This is a genomic window from Streptomyces jumonjinensis, from assembly GCF_009600885.1.
GTDB lineage: Bacteria > Actinomycetota > Actinomycetes > Streptomycetales > Streptomycetaceae > Streptomyces > Streptomyces jumonjinensis.
In genome coordinates, this window is the sequence record NZ_VCLA01000160.1 from 19,981 (window position 1) to 34,665 (window position 14,685).

Genomic DNA, 14,685 nt, shown 5'->3' on the forward strand with positions numbered 1-14,685 from the left:
GGGCTGGGCTTTCGGGTTCAGCCGGTGACCGGGGTGAAGAGGCCGAGCCAGTGGAGGAGATTGAGGAGGACGCCTCCCGCGAGCACGGCCGCCGGGGCCGCCGCCATACGGACGACGGGACGGCCCATCGCTTCGTTCAGCAGCCAGAGCCCGCCGGTGATGAGGATGCCCAGCCCGCCGCCCATGGCCTCGGCAGCCATCAGCGAGCCGAAGAGAAGGGCGAGCAGCAGGGTCTCGCCGATGGCGGCGCGCAGATGCTCGGAGGAGTCGCGGACGGTGGGCAGCCGGCCCAGCAGCCGGCCGATGGACGACAGGGCCAGCACCTCGGCCGCGAAGACGGCGGCCCCGGCGACCGCGGCGAGATAGGGGTTCGGCATCAGATAGCCGAGCGGGTAGACGAAGGTGAAGCCCGCGATGCCGTACGCGGCCGAGGCGAGCGCGGTGGTGGCGATCAGCGGGAGGAAGCCGAAGGCGCGGTAGAAGTCGACCTGGGCGGCCTCCGTATGGTCGCCCTCGGCGATCAGGAAGCTGGTGGCCTCGCCGCCGCCGAAGACATGGCTCTGGGCCAGGACGGCGACCCCCGCGCCCAGCAGCATGAAGAGGGGGAGGAAGCGCCGCAGCCGGGCCGCTCCGGCGCTGAAGAGGGAGACCACCAGATCGTCGGCGCCTTCGCCGCCCGCTGGTCCGGCCGCCGCCGCCCGGCGCCGTCCGAGGTCCCGGGCGACGGCCAGCCCGATGAGCAGCAGTACGCCGGCGGCCATGGCGAGCGCTCCGGCGAACATCTGCGGCCAGAGCTTCATGGCCATGATGACCAGGGCGAGTTCGAGGACGGCCGCGACACCGCCCCGGAGCCGTCCGAACTGCTTGGTGATCGCGAGCACCGGGAACAGTGTGAAGAGGTAGAGGATCGGCGTCGACATCTGCTGCATCGCGGTGAGGAAGTCGACGGGCAGATCGTGCGCGAGATCGTTGGCCCCGGTGAGGCCGTAGACGACCAGCGCGCCCCAGGCGCCGCCCAGCAGCGGGGCGAGCCACTTCCGGGGGGAGAGCAGTCCGAGGACGTCGGTGGGCAGAAAGAGCAGCCAGGGGTTGAGCACCCCGGTGGACAGGGCCATCGGAGCGCCGAGGCCGAAGACGAAGCCCGCGGAGAGTCCGAAGGACACGGCCGCGGTGGCGTTCCGGGTGGTCCTCCCCTGGACGAAGTCGAGGAGGAAGGGGCGTACTCCGTCGTTGAAGACGGCGAGCGCCAGATGCGAGACGAGGGCGGTCAGCGCACAGAGGGCGATCACCGTCAGCTGCTGGGGCAGGGAGAAGTCCAGCTCGGGGCCGGTGGCGGCGGCGAGGGCGGTGCTGCTGCTCACAGGTTGCTCCTTTGTGCCCGTCGGAGGCCCTGGCGGGCCTGGCGGCCCCGGCAGTCCGGTGGGACCTTCCGCCGGGGCTGCCAGGGCCCTCCGGGCTGCCGGTCTACGGACGCCGGGCGGCCATGGCGCGGGCCAGGGCCGGGGTCACGGCGTCGATCCGGTCCACCGAGAACCCGAAGACCTTCTTGCCGTCCGCGAGCAGGGCCGCGATCTCGTCGCCGGTGGGGACGGAGCGGCCGAAGGTGTGGCAGGCGTCGCCGCCCAGCAGACCGACGAGTACACCGAGGGAGGCCCCGGCTCCGGTGTGGCAGGTGCCGAGGTAGTAATCGGCCTGGCCCGCGCGGAGCTTCAGCGCCGCGTCCATATCGCTGGAGACGGTGACCTCGACGCCGTCGAGCGCGAGCGCGGTCACCGCGCCGGCGGTCTCGGTCTTGCCGATGCCACCGGTGAGAATCTTCATGACGGGTTCCCTTCGAGGAGTGGGAGCGGGGGCGGGGGCGGGACGGGGGATGGCTCAGCGGGCCGGGTGCCGGGCCAGTACGGCCAGATGCAGACCGAGGAAGACGATCTCGGACCGGGGCAGGGCCGCGCCGAGCAGGCGTTCGGCGCGGGCGGCGACGGCGGCGGCGCGGGCCACGGCCCCGGGATGGTCCGAGAGCTCCGCCGCGATCCGCTCGTCGGCGGGGAGCTCCACGATCGGCCCGCCGTCGAGCAGCCGGGTGAGGGCCATCATGAGATGGCTGGTCAGCATGCCCGCGGTCGCCTCGGTGACGGTCCGGCCCTCGGCGGCCAGCCGGGTCAGCTCGGCGGTGACGAAGTCGGCCACTTCGGGCCGGACCCGGCCGCTCTCACGGAAGAGCCGGATACGTTCGGCGAGTTGGTCGTCCATGGGTCCTCCCGGCCAGGACCGTCGGCGGAATTCCGGTTGGTGCCAGGATGACGGGATTCCGGCGGCCAGGGGGAGAGCGACTGCATCCTTCGGCCTACTCCGGGTTCCGACGTGGGCACGACGACGCCGGGCCGGGGGCCGGGGACCGTGGAGGCATGAAGAGAGAAATCATCCTGACCATCGGCTGGATCGCCGCGATCCAGGGCGGTCTCGGCCTCGGCGGCCGGATCTTCGGGGACGGGCCCTGGGGCGTACTGCGCAACTGGTGGGACGTTCCCAGCGCCGGGTACGCCGTCATCCTCCTGGTGGGCGTGGCGCTGGCGTCCGCCGGGGAGACCTCCCGCCGACGCTCCCGGGCCTAGGTCGTGTCTGATGTCGCCGCTGACAGGCCCCGGGGGCGGTACGGATTTCGGTCACACTCCCGTCCCGGCCTCTCGGGACAGCTCGGCCCGCCACCGATCGGTGCATATGCCATGTGCCGTATGCATCCGGGCGACCCGGGAAGGGCCGCACAGCGGTTGGGCCATGGCAGTTCGAGGAAACGGGCTGTGTTCGCAGGGGCGGCGCCGATCCCGCGATGTCTGAAAGTAATCGCACAGGAAACTTTGAAAGGTCCCGCGGATTAGCCATCGGCCAGGGCAGGGAAGCCTCACGGGGCCACGGTACGTGATCTTCACCGGCTCGGACCGGAGCGTCGCGTACCACCCCGCCCGCCCCTGAGAAGAGGTTCAGTGATGAAGGTTCTCTTTGCCATTCGGCACAAGGTCACGGAGCACCGGAGCCTGAAGGCGTACGCCTGGTACATCTGGTGGTGATGCCCGGCCCATCGGCACCACAGCCGAGTTGACCTCGTTGTTCGGCCGTGCCGTTGCCACTGTTCCGTGGTGCGGCCGGACAGCGGCGTCCCGTCCCACGCCCTCCGGAGACTCCATGCCCACGTCATCGCCGCCACATGTCCGTACTACCGTTCTCGCTCCGCGACTGGCCGCCCTCGTCGACGACCACATGGGTCAGGACGTCTTCCGGCTGGAACCCGACACCATCGGAGTGGCGGGGCACGAGGCCATGGACCGGGTACTCGCCGCGCGCCGTGCCCTGGAGACCGAACGGCCCACATTCAAGCCGCTGCAGGGGCGCTCGATCGCGCGCTCCGAGGCATCGGCGGTGACGCGGGCCATCGGCAACGACGTACGCGAGGCGCTCAAGAACCTCCCGGCGGAGGACACCGATCTCTCCGGGCCCTGGCCGGCGACCGGGCACTACTTCCTGCGCGATCTCATCCTCGGCCGGGACCCCTACCGGTTGCGCCTGCTGATGAGCCGTAACCTCGAACTCACCCCCCTGCTCACCTGGTCCGTGGTCTCGCTGGGCGCGGCGCTTCCCGGCTGGCCCCGGTCGGACGCCGCCTTCACCGGCCTCGCGACCCGGGCGGGCGAGGCGGTGGGATACCAGGAACGCCGCTATGCCATGGGCATATACCGCAGGACAGCCGCACCGATCTGCTTCACCGTGTCCACGCTGGTGGCCAACGCGCTCTGGCTCGGCTGGCCCTTCGACGACAGCACGCCGAACCGGAACATCGTCTACGAGGCCCTGCGGCTGCTGCCGCCCTCCTGGAACATCCTGCGCAACGCGTCCCCCGAGTACCCGGCCATCGACGACCGGATCGGCGCGAAGGACGACGTTCTCGTGCTGCCGCTGCTCTCCCACCGGAATCCGGCTCTGTGGGACGACGCGGACGTGTTCCGTCCGGACCGCTGGGACGGGCTCGACCCCGACAACACGCCGGGCTACCTGCCCTTCGGGCACTCCTCGGAGCGGTGCTGGGGACGGCACATGGTCATGCCGCTGGCCGAGCTTCTCCTGGACATCGTCCGTAGCTCCGGGCTGGTGGTCGACCCCGACCAGCGAACCGCCCGGGTGCCGCTTCTCGGTCTGCTGGGCGTGGACGAGGTACGGCTGACGAAAGCGGCCCGGGTCCGCTGAAGCGCGGCACGCCCGTGTACGGCCCCGGAGCGATCAGGCGATGTGCTCGTCCACCATCTCGGCCTGGAAGCGGTCCTTGAAGGCGGAGTGCACCTGGCGCAGCAGCGCCAGACTGCGGGGGTGGGTGATGCCCGCGTCCGAGAGGTGTATGTCGAGCTGCTCGACCTTGGGGTAGTCGCCGAGGTCGTTGGAGACCGAGACGAAGACCGGGTAGGCCGCGTCGTAGAACTCCTCCTCGGCCTGGGCGAGCTGCTCGGCGCTCTCCGTGCTCTCCGCACTCTCGGGGGATTCCCCGGGCTCCGGCGCCGGGCCCTGAGGGCGCGGCCGGGGGTCGCCGAGGGGGCGGGTGCCGCCCGAGCCCGTGGGGACCTGTACGGGGGCGTGCTCGGGGGACTCGGTGTAGTCGGAGTGTCCGGGGTAGCCGGGGTATTCGGGGTCGTAACCGCCCTCGTACCCGCCCTGCGGCGCCTGGGCGGCGAACCAGGGGTTGCCCTGCTGGTCCCGCTGGTCCCGCTGGTCCCGCTGGTCCTGCTGGTTCTGCTGGGGGTGGCCGGCGCGGGCCTCGTACCCGTCGTGACCGTCGTATCCGGGGTGTCCGTCGTACCCGTCGTGATCGGCCGGGTACGGGTGCTCCATGTGCTCCTGGGGCCACTCGTCCTCGGGCCAGAACTCCTCCGGCAGCTCCCGCGCCGGGGCGTGGCGCGACTCCTCGGCCGGCTTCGCAGGGAGCTCCCGGAGCTCCTGGGCCTGCTTCGGGGCCGGAAGCGGCTCATGCGCGGGCTGCCGCTGGGGCGCGGGCGGCAGCAGCAGCGGCTCCACGCCCGCAGCCGCGAGACCGGCGGCGGCCGTCTCCGCGAGCGGCACCCCGTACCGCGCCAGCCGCAGCGGCATCAGCGACTCCACCGGAGCCTTGCGCCGCCAGGCCCGTCCGAAGCGGGCCTGGAGCCTGGCCTGATAGACCAGTCGGTCCTGCTCCAACTTGATGACCTGCTCATAGCTGCGCAGCTCCCAGAGCTTCATCCGGCGCCACAGCTTGAACGTGGGGATCGGCGACAGCAGCCAGCGGGTGAGGCGTACGCCCTCCATGTGCTTGTCGGCGGTGATGTCGGCGATCCGGCCGACCGCGTGCCGGGCCGCCTCCACCGAGACCACGAAGAGCACCGGGATCACCGAGTGCATGCCCACGCCCAGCGGGTCCGGCCAGGAGGCCGCGCCGTTGAACGCGATGGTGGCGATGGTGAGCAGCCAGGCCGTCTGGCGCAGCATCGGGAAGGGGATGCGCATCCAGGTCAGCAGCAGATCCAGCGCGAGCAGCACACAGATGCCCGCGTCGATGCCGATGGGGAAGACGGCGGCGAAGTCGCCGAAGCCCTTGCGTTCGGCGAGATCGCGCACCGCCGCGTAGGAACCGGCGAAACCGATCCCGGCGATGATCACGGCGCCGCTCACGACGACTCCGATGAGTATGCGGTGAGTGCGTGTCAGCTGCATCGCGGCCATCCGCTACCCCCTCCCCTTCGAAACGCGTGCGTCGGTGTCCGCCGAACTCGTCGTCGAGTCCATCCCCGGATGGGTCGGTGAACGTGCTCGCTGAACGCGTGTTCCCTTTCGGCCAGGGGAAGGCTACTTGCTGCCCGGGGTCACTTGTTCGCGGCCTTGACCGAAGCGACGGACTCCTTGGCGGCGCCGAGGGCCTTCTCCGTCAGATCCGCCACGGCCGGGGGCTGCGCTCCCGCGTATCCGGTGCCGTTGTAGGTGAGGGTGATCACGACGTTCTCGGTGCGGGCCACGACGGTGACGTACGAGAAGTCCTCGCCGGTCTTGCGCAGTTGGTAGGTGACGGTCGACGCCTGCTCGCCGATGCCCTTGGCGGCGGCGGACTTCACCTTCTTCGCGCCCGGGGTGGACTGGGCCTTGGACAGCTCCTTGGTGAAGTTGTCCTGCGCGCGCTGGGCTCCGCTGGCGGCCAGGGCCTGCTCGGAGTCGTAACGGAGGTAGGAGACGTCGAGCCAGCGGTACTGGGAGCCCTCGACGCCGTTGTCGTCGAGCCCGTTCCACGAGCAGTTGGAGCGGCTCATGGTGTCGGTGGACCGGCCTGCGGTGCCGCCCTTGACCTTGGCCGAGGGGACGAGCTCGCCGACGGTCTTGGCGGGGACCGACCGGCAGGCGTCGGGGAGCTTGGCGAACTTCGCGGGCTCGACGTCGGGCGTCTTCTCCGCCGGGGGCGCCGCGGACTCGGCGGCCTTGTCGCCGCCCTTCTCCTGGGCTGCGCCGGTGTCGCCGGACTTGTCGCCGGAGTCCGACGAGCAGCCGGTGACGACCAGCATCACCGGGACGGCGGCGCAGGCGAGTATGCGGGCGAGTCGCGGGGCTTTTCGGTGCATGGTTCCTTCGGTTTCCTTGTCGTACGGTCTCCGGCGCCGGAGACCGAGGGGATCCGGCGCGGCTCCGGGCCGGTGCGGGGGCTCGCCGGGCCGGAGCGGCGAGCCCGGTCGCGGCGGTGGGCCCGGTCGCGGCGGTGAGCCAGGGCCACGGTACGCGGCTCAGGGGCCGGGGCGGATGCGTCTCCTGACACGTATGCCACCGGCCCGGCCGTTCGCCCGGACGGCTATTCGCTGAACTCCCCGGCCAGGCTCCGGGCCAGGCTCTGGGCCTTGTCCTGGAGTTCTTCGCTGTCGGGGACCGCCGTCGTACTGCCGGACTGCTCGGTGTAGACGACGGTGACGATGACATTGGATGTGCGGAACGCCACGCTCACGGTGCGGCGCTGGGCGGTGGATCCGCCGCCCGCGGGGGTGGGCACATCGCTGAGGAAGGCCGCGTCCCCGAGATCGTCGAGTACGCGGGACTCCAGGCCCTCGGCGGGTTCGCCCTCGCCGTCGCTCTCATCGCTGCTCTGGTCGCTGCTCTGATCGTCGCCCTGGCTGTCGCTCTGGGCGTCGTTCCGGTCGTCGTTCCGGTCGTCCGCGGAACCCTGGGGCGGCTGCGATGACCGGGAGGAGGGGACGGCGGAGTCCGGGAGGGCGGCGACCTGCTTCCTGATGAACACCTCCTGCGCCCGGTCGTTGTCGCTCACCGCGGCGTCGTAGGAGACGACGCGCTCGAAGTCGAGGCTGAGGGTGTGCGAGGCGCCGGCGCCTGCGGCCTTCCAGGAGCAGCCCGCGCGGCGGTCCGTGTCGAAGGTGCTGGCGGGCTCGCCGCGCAGGATCTTCTGCCGCTGGTCCTCGGGGAGTTCGGCCGCGCCGGGGAGCAGCTCGCCGAGGGTGGAGCGGCCGACCGAACCGCAGGGTTCGAGGAGGGTGCGGTACTTGCCGGGCGGGGCGACGGTCCCGGTGCTCTCGCCGATCTTGGCGTCCACGTCGGTCCCCGCGGCGCCGGGGTCGGAGGTGCAGCCGGTCGCCAGCGCCGCGAGGAGTGCGGCGGCGGGCACGGAGAGCAGGCTCCCGCGGGCCCCCCGGCGGGTCCGGGCGGCTCTGGCGGTCTTGAGCGCCGCGCGGACCCTGCTCGCCTTGTGGCGGGTCGCGTACGCAGTTCGCTGCACGGTCCCGGGCTCCCTTCGAGCGGAAAAACGGTTGCCGCTCCATGGCGGCCGATGGACACAATGTCTATCGCACGCGCCGCTGTGGATGCCGGTCCGTTGGGTCTTTCGCGGACATTGGCACCGGTTTTGCGTTTCATTGATTTTTTGGGCTTAACGGGGGAATCGGGGAAGTATGTCGTACGTAGAGGTGCCGGGGGCGCAGGTACCGATCCGGATGTGGGCCGATCCCGCGACGGTCGAGGACATCGCCATGCAGCAGCTCCGCAATGTGGCCACGCTGCCCTGGATCAAGGGCCTGGCCGTGATGCCGGACGTCCACTACGGCAAGGGCGCGACGGTCGGCTCGGTCATCGCGATGCAGGGCGCGGTCTGCCCGGCGGCGGTCGGCGTCGACATCGGCTGCGGAATGTCGGCGGTGAAGTCGTCGCTCACGGCGAACGACCTGCCCGGCGATCTGTCCCGGCTGCGCTCCCGGATCGAGCAGGTGATCCCGGTGGGCCGGGGGATGCACGCGGAGCCGGTGGACCCGTCGCGGGTGTACGGTCTCGCGGGCGGCGCCGGCGGCGCGGACTGGGACGACTTCTGGGGCCGGTTCGACGGGGTGGCGGACGCGGTGAAGTTCCGTCGTGAGCGGGCGACCGCGCAGATGGGGACGCTGGGCGGCGGCAACCACTTCGTGGAGGTCTGCCTGGACGAGTCCGGCGCGGTCTGGCTGATGCTGCACTCCGGCTCCCGCAACATCGGCGCGGAGCTCGCGGCGCACCACATGGAGGAGGCCGGCAGGCTGCCGCACAATCAGGGGCTCGTCGACCGCGACCTCGCGGTCTTCGTGGCGGACACCCCGCAGATGGCGGCGTACCGGAACGATCTGTTCTGGGCGCAGGAGTACGCGAAGCGCAATCGTGCCGTGATGATGGGGCTCTTCCAGGAAGTGATCCGCGGGGAGTTCCGCAAGGCGAAGGTGAGCTTCGACGAGGTGATCTCCTGCCACCACAACTATGTGTCGGAGGAGCGGTACGACGGCATGGACCTGCTGGTCACGCGGAAGGGCGCGATCCGCGCGGGCAGCGGTGACTACGGGATCATCCCGGGCTCGATGGGCACCGGCTCGTACATCGTGCGGGGCCTGGGCAATGAGATGTCCTTCAACTCCGCCTCCCACGGCGCGGGCCGCAGGATGAGCCGGAACCAGGCCAGGAAGCGCTTCTCGACCCAGGACCTGGAGGAGCAGACCCGGGGCGTGGAGTGCCGTAAGGACGCCGGCGTGGTGGACGAGATCCCGGGGGCGTACAAGCCGATCGAGAAGGTGATCGATCAGCAGCGCGATCTGGTGGCGGTCGTGGCCAAGCTCAAGCAGGTCGTGTGTGTGAAGGGTTAGTTCCGGTATCCGGTATCCGGTGAGGGCCGTGGGGCGGGGAGCCCTGCGGCCCTCACGCCGTGTGGTCAGGGGCGTGGGGCGGGGGAGTCCCGCGGCCCTCGCGCCGTGCGGTCACGGTGTGCGGTGGACCTTGGTGTTGGACGCCTGGGCGCGGGGGCGGACCACCAGCAGGTCGACGTTGACGTGGGGCGGACGGGTGACCGCCCAGGTGATCGTGTCCGCGACGTCGTCGGCGGTGAGGGGCTCGGCCACGCCCGCGTAGATCTTCGCCGCCTTCTCCGTGTCGCCGCGGAAGCGGGTCGTGGCGAACTCCTCGGTCTTCACCATGCCCGGCGCGATCTCGATCACCCGGACCGGGGTGCCCACGATCTCCAGCCGCAGGGTCTCGGCGAGTACGCGCTCGGCGTGCTTGGCGGCGACGTATCCGGCGCCGCCTTCGTACGTGGCGTGGCCCGCGGTGGAGGTGAGAACCACGACCGTGCCGCCGTCGCCGGCGGTGAGCGCCGGGAGCAGCGCCTGCGTGGTGTGCAGGGTGCCGATGACGTTGACCTCGAACATCCGGCGCCAGTCGGCGGGGTCCCCGGTGGCGACCGGGTCCGCGCCGAGCGCGCCGCCCGCGTTGTTGACGAGTACATCGCAGCGGTCCAGGCCCGAGGCGAAGGCGTCGACCGCCGCCCGGTCGGTCACGTCCAGGGCGCGCGCGGTGGCCTGGTGGCCCGCTGCCGTGAGCTCCGCGGCGAGCGCCGCTATCCGGTCCTCGCGGCGGGCGGTGAGGAAGACGTGATACCCGGCCCCGGCGAGCTGCCGTGCGGTGGCGGCGCCGATGCCGCTGCTGGCTCCGGTGACAACGGCGACTGGGGTGCCGACGGCGGTCATGACCTGCTCCTCGCGCGTGCGATCGAATACATGGATGACGCCGCCAGGATAGGCGGGCGGCGGGTCGATGGGTGCGGGGCGGGCCGGGGTGTGGGGCCCGGGCCCTGGGTGCCGCGAGCCCGGGGTGCGTGGCGGGGGCCTCAGCGGCCTCTGGGGGCGTACATGATCAGCGCCATGCCCGCCAGGCAGACCAGCGCGCCGATCACATCCCAGCGGTCCGGGCGGTAGCCGTCCGCCACCATGCCCCAGACGATCGAGCCCGCGACGAAGACCCCGCCGTACGCCGCCAGGATCCGGCCGAACTCCCCGTCCGGCTGGAGCGTCGCCACAAAGCCGTACGCGCCGAGCGCGATGACCCCCGCGCCGATCCAGATCCACCCCCGGTGCTCCCGGAACCCCTGCCAGACCAGCCAGGCGCCGCCGATCTCGAAGAGCGCGGCGACGACGAACAGGGCGGCTGAGCGGAGGACGAGCATGGATCCACCCTGCCATCCCGGGAAGCCGGGACGCGCCGGGCTGACGAGCAATCAGGAATATTAACGGACAAAAGGTATCTTCTGTGGCATGGGTGTGATGCGCAAGGCGCTGCTCGCGGTGTCCGCGGCAGTGGTGGCGGTGGCCGCGATCGGGGCCGCGAACGCGGGCCCCGAAGCCGCGCCGGAGGCGGACGTGGCCCACCACGGGCATGTCTCGCTGACCGGGGGACGGCTGAAGGTCTCCCTCGCCTCCGAGAGCCTCGGTCCGGCGAACCTGGAGAACGCCACCGTCAGGCTCGCCTTCTCCGCTCCGCCGGCGGCCGTCCCGGCTCTGCCGCCGGGCTGTCTGTGGAGCACCGAGACGGTGGTGCTGTGCGCCACCGGCCCGCTGCGGGCGGGGGCCGGGGGCCGCCGGGTCGCCCTCGATCTGCGGACCCGGGGCACCCCGGAGCAGGTGGCGGTGGAGATCGGCACCCACTGGAACGGCGGGGTGGCCGACGAGAGCCCGGACAACAACGAGCACCGGGTGCTCACGCCCGCCACCGGGCGCTCCTACGCCTTCTGAGCGCTGCCCGGTGGCGTCAGCGGTTCTCGGCCTCGGCCCAGGCGATATAGCCGTCCGGGCGGATCAGCAGCGCGTCCCGGCGGTCCGAGGCCCAGTGCGCCCGGACGGCCTCCGCCGGTGCCGCTGCCGCGGCCGGTGTCACGCCCTCGGGGGACACCAGCACGAACTCCCCCTTCCGCAGCAGCTCGTACAGCCGTCCCTCCGCCAGCCGCAGATCCGGGGCGCGTCTGCCGGTGAGGGGGTGGGAGCCGAAGGGCCTGGCATAGGCGACGGCGATGCCCGAGACCATGCCGAGCACCCTCGCCGAGGCCGGGGCTGCTGCTTGGAGGGCATGGGCGATCAGCGACCGCAGCGCGAGCTCCGCCGGGGTGTGCGCCATGGCGAGGCGGACGATCCCGCCACTGGAGCGCAGCACCATCCGCCCCACCGGATACCGCTCCGAGTGGTAGCTGTCGAGCAGGGCCTCGGGGTCCGCGGCCCTGCCCCTGAGGACCGAGGCCAGCTTCCAGGAGAGGTTGGCCGCGTCCTGGAGACCGGTGTTCATGCCCAGGCCGCCCGCCGGGGAGTGCACATGCGCCGCGTCGCCCGCGAGGAAGACCCGGCCCTGCCGGTAGGCGGGGACCTGGCGCTCGTCGCTGTGGAAACGGGAGATCCAGCGGGCGTCGTGCATCCCGTGGTCCGAGCCCAGGGCGCGCTGGGTGATGTCGCGGAGCTCGTCCAGATCGGCGGGCTCGCTGTCGGGGACCTGATGGCTGCGGTCCCATCCCATGACGCGGTACCAGCCGCCGCCGAAGGGGGCGATGAAGGCGAAGACATCCCCCACGCCGTTGGCCAGGGGCAGCTGCGCCAGCTCCTCGGTGAGCCGCACGTCCGCGAGGATCATCGAGCGGATCACGGAGCCGCCCGGGAACGGCAGCCCCAGCAGGGTCCGCACCGAGCTGCGGACGCCGTCCGCGCCGACCGCGTAGCGGGCGCGGACCGTGGACCGCGTCCCTTCGCCGTCCCGCAGCCCGGCGATGACCTCGTCGGACGACTGGGTCAGGTCCGTCAGCCGCGTCCCGTGCCGGAAGACGGCCCCGGCGGCGCGGGCCCGGCGCTCCAGCAGACGCTCCACCTCGTACTGGGGAGTGATGAGGACGAAGGGGAAGCGGGATCGCAGCCGGGACAGATCGAGGGAGAGCGGGCGGAAGAGGCGCAGCCGGGCGACGGGGGTGCCCCGGGAGACCAGCTCATCGGCGAGGTCTCTGGCGTCCAGCAGTTCCAGGGTGCGGGCATGGACCGCGAAGGCCCTGGTCAGATTGCTCGTCCCGGACGGGCGGCGCTCCACCACGGTGACCCGGAGGCCCGCGGCGGCGAGATCCCCGGCGAGCAGCAGTCCCGTGGGGCCCGCGCCCACGACGAGCACATCGGCGTCGGTGGCCGTTCCGGTGCTCGCGCCGTCCCTTCCGACCGTGCCGCCCATGGCTGCCTCCTGTGCCGCCCACGCTAACCGACCGGGAGCCGCTCAGGGGAGGTTCTGGGTGTCTTGCTGGGTGCGGGGGCTTCGGGGTGGGGCGGGGCTCTTGGGGCTGGGGTGCGGTGTCCGCTCCGGGGTGGTGCCGGGACTCATGATTTACGGCGCGTTTCCAGTCCCTGTTTGATGGCGGGCCTCCTTTGCGCCACAAAATCACGTTTTACGTCCCGGCACCACCCCTGCGCGGCCCCCTCCCATGAGAACGACGGGCCCCGAGGCCCCGGCTACGCCCTGACGCTTCGCAAGGCCCGTTCATAAACCTCACGCGCTGTCGAATTCGAACAATAAGGTCGGAGGCGCCTGCCAATGTCCGCAACGTGTCGATCCACCCGGCCAGAATGAATCGACGGATATTCGTCAAGCACCTGATTCCAAGTGCTGCATGCGGCCTCTAGGTGACCTAGTTCTAGCTGCCTCTCAGCCAGTATTGAGCTGAATCGAACTGCGGATCGAGGCGTGTCACTCGTATCCCTCAGACGGAAATGCAACTCTAGGGAATCGATACTACCCTTGACGTCCCCTGAGTGGTAGCGAACTTGGGATGTCGCGTAAGCCAAAGTCGATGCACTGAAACCTCCGAAGGTCCTGGTCCCGCTTTCAGCGATATCGAGAGACTTTTCGGTCTCTCGAATACGTGCCAGCGCCTCACGGTCGTTACCGGATACGGCGGAGGCGTACCCCTGCTGCGCCGCAAAGAATGCTTGCATGCGCGGTCCCGATTTCGGAGAAGCGGCGGCGGCAGCGTCGGCCAAGCGGACAGCATCCGGACCGTGCCCTAGGTCCGCTGCCTGGACTGACATACCCCGAAGAACGTGGCAGTACGTCAGATGATCGCCACTTGCGCCCGCGAATTCCAACCCCTTTCTGTAGTACCGCTGCGCCAGCCCATGCAATGCTTCGTCCTCTGCCGTCCAGCCGGTTAGATAGCAGAGAAAAGAAGCAGAGGACATCATGGCCTTGCGGATTGCCTCGGGCGCATCCGCCCGCAGGTATGGGGCGACAGTATTGGCGAGGAATAGTGCGGCCATCGGTCGAGTATGCTCGCCGCCAAAGTCTTCAAATGTCTCCCATAGGCGGTCGGTCATTTTCGTGACCAACTCAACGTCCGACATTCCTATGCGGTGCGCTCCTCCTGCTTGGACAGATTCCATCCTCCCCACAATGTCTGGCCAATTAGGGATGGTCAATGCGACAGAGAAGAGACTCGCTCCAAGTAAATTCCGACGTTCCACGTCCTGTCTCCCTAGGTCGATCAACTCTTCCACGGTGGAGCAACTGTTTGGAGTGCGGATAGAGGCGGGAAACCCGGCTTCGGAGTGGGTGACCAGTCGTCCTAGCTTGCGCGAAAGTGCTTCCAAGATCAGCGGGCGTACCTTTTCTTTGGGGGTTACGCCTTTCCGCCAGTAGTGGACGGTGGACTCTCCGAACGTGGTCGGTGTCCCTCGCTCGGTCCCGATCAGATTGACCGCACGGGCGAACTGACCCTGAGTCCAGCCTGCTTCCTTGTGTAGCCGGTCCAACTGGGTGTTCGATTTCCGCGTGTCCATAGGTCTCCTTGGGGCTGGAGCCGTCGTTCAAGCCTTTCAAGTCCTACTGCCCTCTCAACGGTACCGCTGTGCGTGACTGAGGAGTTGCCTAGAGCGAGCACGAAGCAGTGCGGCACGGGGCAGAGCGAAAGGGAGCAGCAACGGCGATGGCTGATCGACAGAAGCAGCCCGGTCCGGCTGACTGCGTAGCGGAACCGCAGGACACGGCCGAAGACGACTCTCCCGTACTCCGATCCCTGCGGGAGCGAGTGCGCGAGGTCAACGAGGAACACGAGCACTGGCGGTTGCCGTGACTCGCCTATACACGTGGCTCACCCTGGCGGCGGGGGTCGCCGAGATCCGGCTACGTCTCAACGTCCCCCGATTTTTGTGGGAGCTGGCACCGGAGGGTCGCGAGCACCGCGCGCTTTGTGCGGAGTTACGGCGAGACGACCCCCAGCAGGAGCACACCTATTTCACGGCTGTCTCGGGCGAAGGGCCTGTGTACGGCACGGGTGAGGTCGCGGGGACGATACTCGGCACGTTCTCCACGCCTTATCTCGGGCGGGCGCTG

Annotated in this window: 15 protein-coding genes; 5 read left to right on the top strand and 10 right to left on the bottom strand. The window is 70.2% G+C overall.

What is annotated here, in order from left to right; all coding sequences use genetic code 11:
* Positions 1-17: 17 nt before the first annotated feature.
* From FF041_RS22770 to FF041_RS22780, 3 genes are all read right to left on the bottom strand, one after another.
* A complete protein-coding gene (locus FF041_RS22770) occupies positions 18-1,361 on the bottom strand; it encodes a YhfT family protein (RefSeq protein WP_323392425.1) in 1,344 nt (447 codons plus the stop codon).
* Positions 1,362-1,464: 103 nt separating this feature from the next.
* Positions 1,465-1,821, bottom strand: a complete 357-nt coding sequence (locus FF041_RS22775; RefSeq protein ID WP_153524529.1) for a DUF2620 family protein — start codon at positions 1,819-1,821, stop codon at positions 1,465-1,467.
* A 54-nt stretch (positions 1,822-1,875) separates the two neighbouring features.
* Positions 1,876-2,250 carry a transcriptional antiterminator gene (locus tag FF041_RS22780; RefSeq protein WP_153481347.1) on the bottom strand — a complete coding sequence of 125 codons (375 nt, stop codon included), beginning with the start codon at positions 2,248-2,250 and terminating at the stop codon, positions 1,876-1,878.
* A gap of 155 nt (positions 2,251-2,405) precedes the next feature.
* Between FF041_RS22780 and FF041_RS22785 the strand changes: the two genes are divergently transcribed.
* The 3 genes from FF041_RS22785 (at position 2,406) to FF041_RS22790 (ending at position 4,236) form a co-directional block, all read left to right on the top strand.
* Positions 2,406-2,612, top strand: coding sequence for a hypothetical protein (locus FF041_RS22785; protein ID WP_153524530.1), 207 nt, complete (start codon positions 2,406-2,408; stop codon positions 2,610-2,612).
* Between the two features lie 372 nt (positions 2,613-2,984).
* The gene (locus FF041_RS40570; protein WP_350805953.1) at positions 2,985-3,065 is read left to right on the top strand and encodes a tryptorubin family RiPP precursor; all 81 of its coding nucleotides are present in this window, start codon (positions 2,985-2,987) and stop codon (positions 3,063-3,065) included.
* Positions 3,066-3,180: 115 nt separating this feature from the next.
* A complete protein-coding gene (locus FF041_RS22790) occupies positions 3,181-4,236 on the top strand; it encodes a cytochrome P450 (protein ID WP_153524531.1) in 1,056 nt (351 codons plus the stop codon).
* 33 nt (positions 4,237-4,269) lie between these two features.
* Here FF041_RS22790 and FF041_RS22795 read toward each other — a convergent pair whose 3' ends face one another.
* The 3 genes from FF041_RS22795 to FF041_RS22805 form a co-directional block, all read right to left on the bottom strand.
* Positions 4,270-5,736 carry a DUF2637 domain-containing protein gene (locus FF041_RS22795; protein ID WP_153524532.1) on the bottom strand — a complete coding sequence of 489 codons (1,467 nt, stop codon included), beginning with the start codon at positions 5,734-5,736 and terminating at the stop codon, positions 4,270-4,272.
* 140 nt (positions 5,737-5,876) lie between these two features.
* On the bottom strand, positions 5,877-6,620 hold the full coding sequence (locus FF041_RS22800; protein ID WP_153524533.1) for a DUF3558 domain-containing protein: 744 nt from the start codon (positions 6,618-6,620) through the stop codon (positions 5,877-5,879).
* A gap of 224 nt (positions 6,621-6,844) precedes the next feature.
* Positions 6,845-7,777 (bottom strand): hypothetical protein, encoded by a 933-nt coding sequence (locus FF041_RS22805; RefSeq protein WP_323392428.1) that lies wholly within the window; start codon positions 7,775-7,777, stop codon positions 6,845-6,847.
* Between the two features lie 172 nt (positions 7,778-7,949).
* Between FF041_RS22805 and FF041_RS22810 the strand changes: the two genes are divergently transcribed.
* Positions 7,950-9,155: an RtcB family protein gene (locus tag FF041_RS22810; protein WP_153524534.1), complete on the top strand. Its 1,206-nt coding sequence runs from the start codon at positions 7,950-7,952 to the stop codon at positions 9,153-9,155.
* Between the two features lie 111 nt (positions 9,156-9,266).
* On the opposite strand, the gene FF041_RS22815 is transcribed toward FF041_RS22810, so the two are convergent.
* Positions 9,267-10,031 (bottom strand): SDR family NAD(P)-dependent oxidoreductase, encoded by a 765-nt coding sequence (locus FF041_RS22815; RefSeq protein ID WP_153524535.1) that lies wholly within the window; start codon positions 10,029-10,031, stop codon positions 9,267-9,269.
* 140 nt (positions 10,032-10,171) lie between these two features.
* Positions 10,172-10,507: a YnfA family protein gene (locus FF041_RS22820; protein ID WP_153481357.1), complete on the bottom strand. Its 336-nt coding sequence runs from the start codon at positions 10,505-10,507 to the stop codon at positions 10,172-10,174.
* An 88-nt stretch (positions 10,508-10,595) separates the two neighbouring features.
* Between FF041_RS22820 and FF041_RS22825 the strand changes: the two genes are divergently transcribed.
* On the top strand, positions 10,596-11,072 hold the full coding sequence (locus FF041_RS22825; RefSeq protein ID WP_153524536.1) for a hypothetical protein: 477 nt from the start codon (positions 10,596-10,598) through the stop codon (positions 11,070-11,072).
* A gap of 16 nt (positions 11,073-11,088) precedes the next feature.
* Here FF041_RS22825 and FF041_RS22830 read toward each other — a convergent pair whose 3' ends face one another.
* Together FF041_RS22830 and FF041_RS22835 are read right to left on the bottom strand one after the other, a co-directional pair.
* Entirely contained in the window at positions 11,089-12,534 is a 1,446-nt protein-coding gene (locus FF041_RS22830) for an FAD-dependent oxidoreductase (protein WP_153524537.1), read from the bottom strand.
* A gap of 275 nt (positions 12,535-12,809) precedes the next feature.
* Positions 12,810-14,132: a tetratricopeptide repeat protein gene (locus FF041_RS22835; RefSeq protein WP_153524538.1), complete on the bottom strand. Its 1,323-nt coding sequence runs from the start codon at positions 14,130-14,132 to the stop codon at positions 12,810-12,812.
* Positions 14,133-14,685 lie beyond the last annotated feature (553 nt).

Bases quoted from the DNA above. Each gene is read 5' to 3' on its own strand.
- FF041_RS22775 (WP_153524529.1), bottom strand. From the start codon at position 1,821: ATGAAGATTCTCACCGGTGGCATCGGCAAGACCGAGACCGCCGGCGCG.
- FF041_RS22780 (WP_153481347.1), bottom strand. From the start codon at position 2,250: ATGGACGACCAACTCGCCGAACGTATCCGGCTCTTCCGTGAGAGCGGC.
- FF041_RS22785 (WP_153524530.1), top strand. From the start codon at position 2,406: ATGAAGAGAGAAATCATCCTGACCATCGGCTGGATCGCCGCGATCCAG.
- FF041_RS40570 (WP_350805953.1), top strand. From the start codon at position 2,985: ATGAAGGTTCTCTTTGCCATTCGGCACAAGGTCACGGAGCACCGGAGC.
- FF041_RS22790 (WP_153524531.1), top strand. From the start codon at position 3,181: ATGCCCACGTCATCGCCGCCACATGTCCGTACTACCGTTCTCGCTCCG.
- FF041_RS22795 (WP_153524532.1), bottom strand. From the start codon at position 5,736: ATGGCCGCGATGCAGCTGACACGCACTCACCGCATACTCATCGGAGTC.
- FF041_RS22800 (WP_153524533.1), bottom strand. From the start codon at position 6,620: ATGCACCGAAAAGCCCCGCGACTCGCCCGCATACTCGCCTGCGCCGCC.
- FF041_RS22810 (WP_153524534.1), top strand. From the start codon at position 7,950: ATGTCGTACGTAGAGGTGCCGGGGGCGCAGGTACCGATCCGGATGTGG.
- FF041_RS22815 (WP_153524535.1), bottom strand. From the start codon at position 10,031: ATGACCGCCGTCGGCACCCCAGTCGCCGTTGTCACCGGAGCCAGCAGC.
- FF041_RS22820 (WP_153481357.1), bottom strand. From the start codon at position 10,507: ATGCTCGTCCTCCGCTCAGCCGCCCTGTTCGTCGTCGCCGCGCTCTTC.
- FF041_RS22825 (WP_153524536.1), top strand. From the start codon at position 10,596: ATGGGTGTGATGCGCAAGGCGCTGCTCGCGGTGTCCGCGGCAGTGGTG.
- FF041_RS22830 (WP_153524537.1), bottom strand. From the start codon at position 12,534: ATGGGCGGCACGGTCGGAAGGGACGGCGCGAGCACCGGAACGGCCACC.
- FF041_RS22835 (WP_153524538.1), bottom strand. From the start codon at position 14,132: ATGGACACGCGGAAATCGAACACCCAGTTGGACCGGCTACACAAGGAA.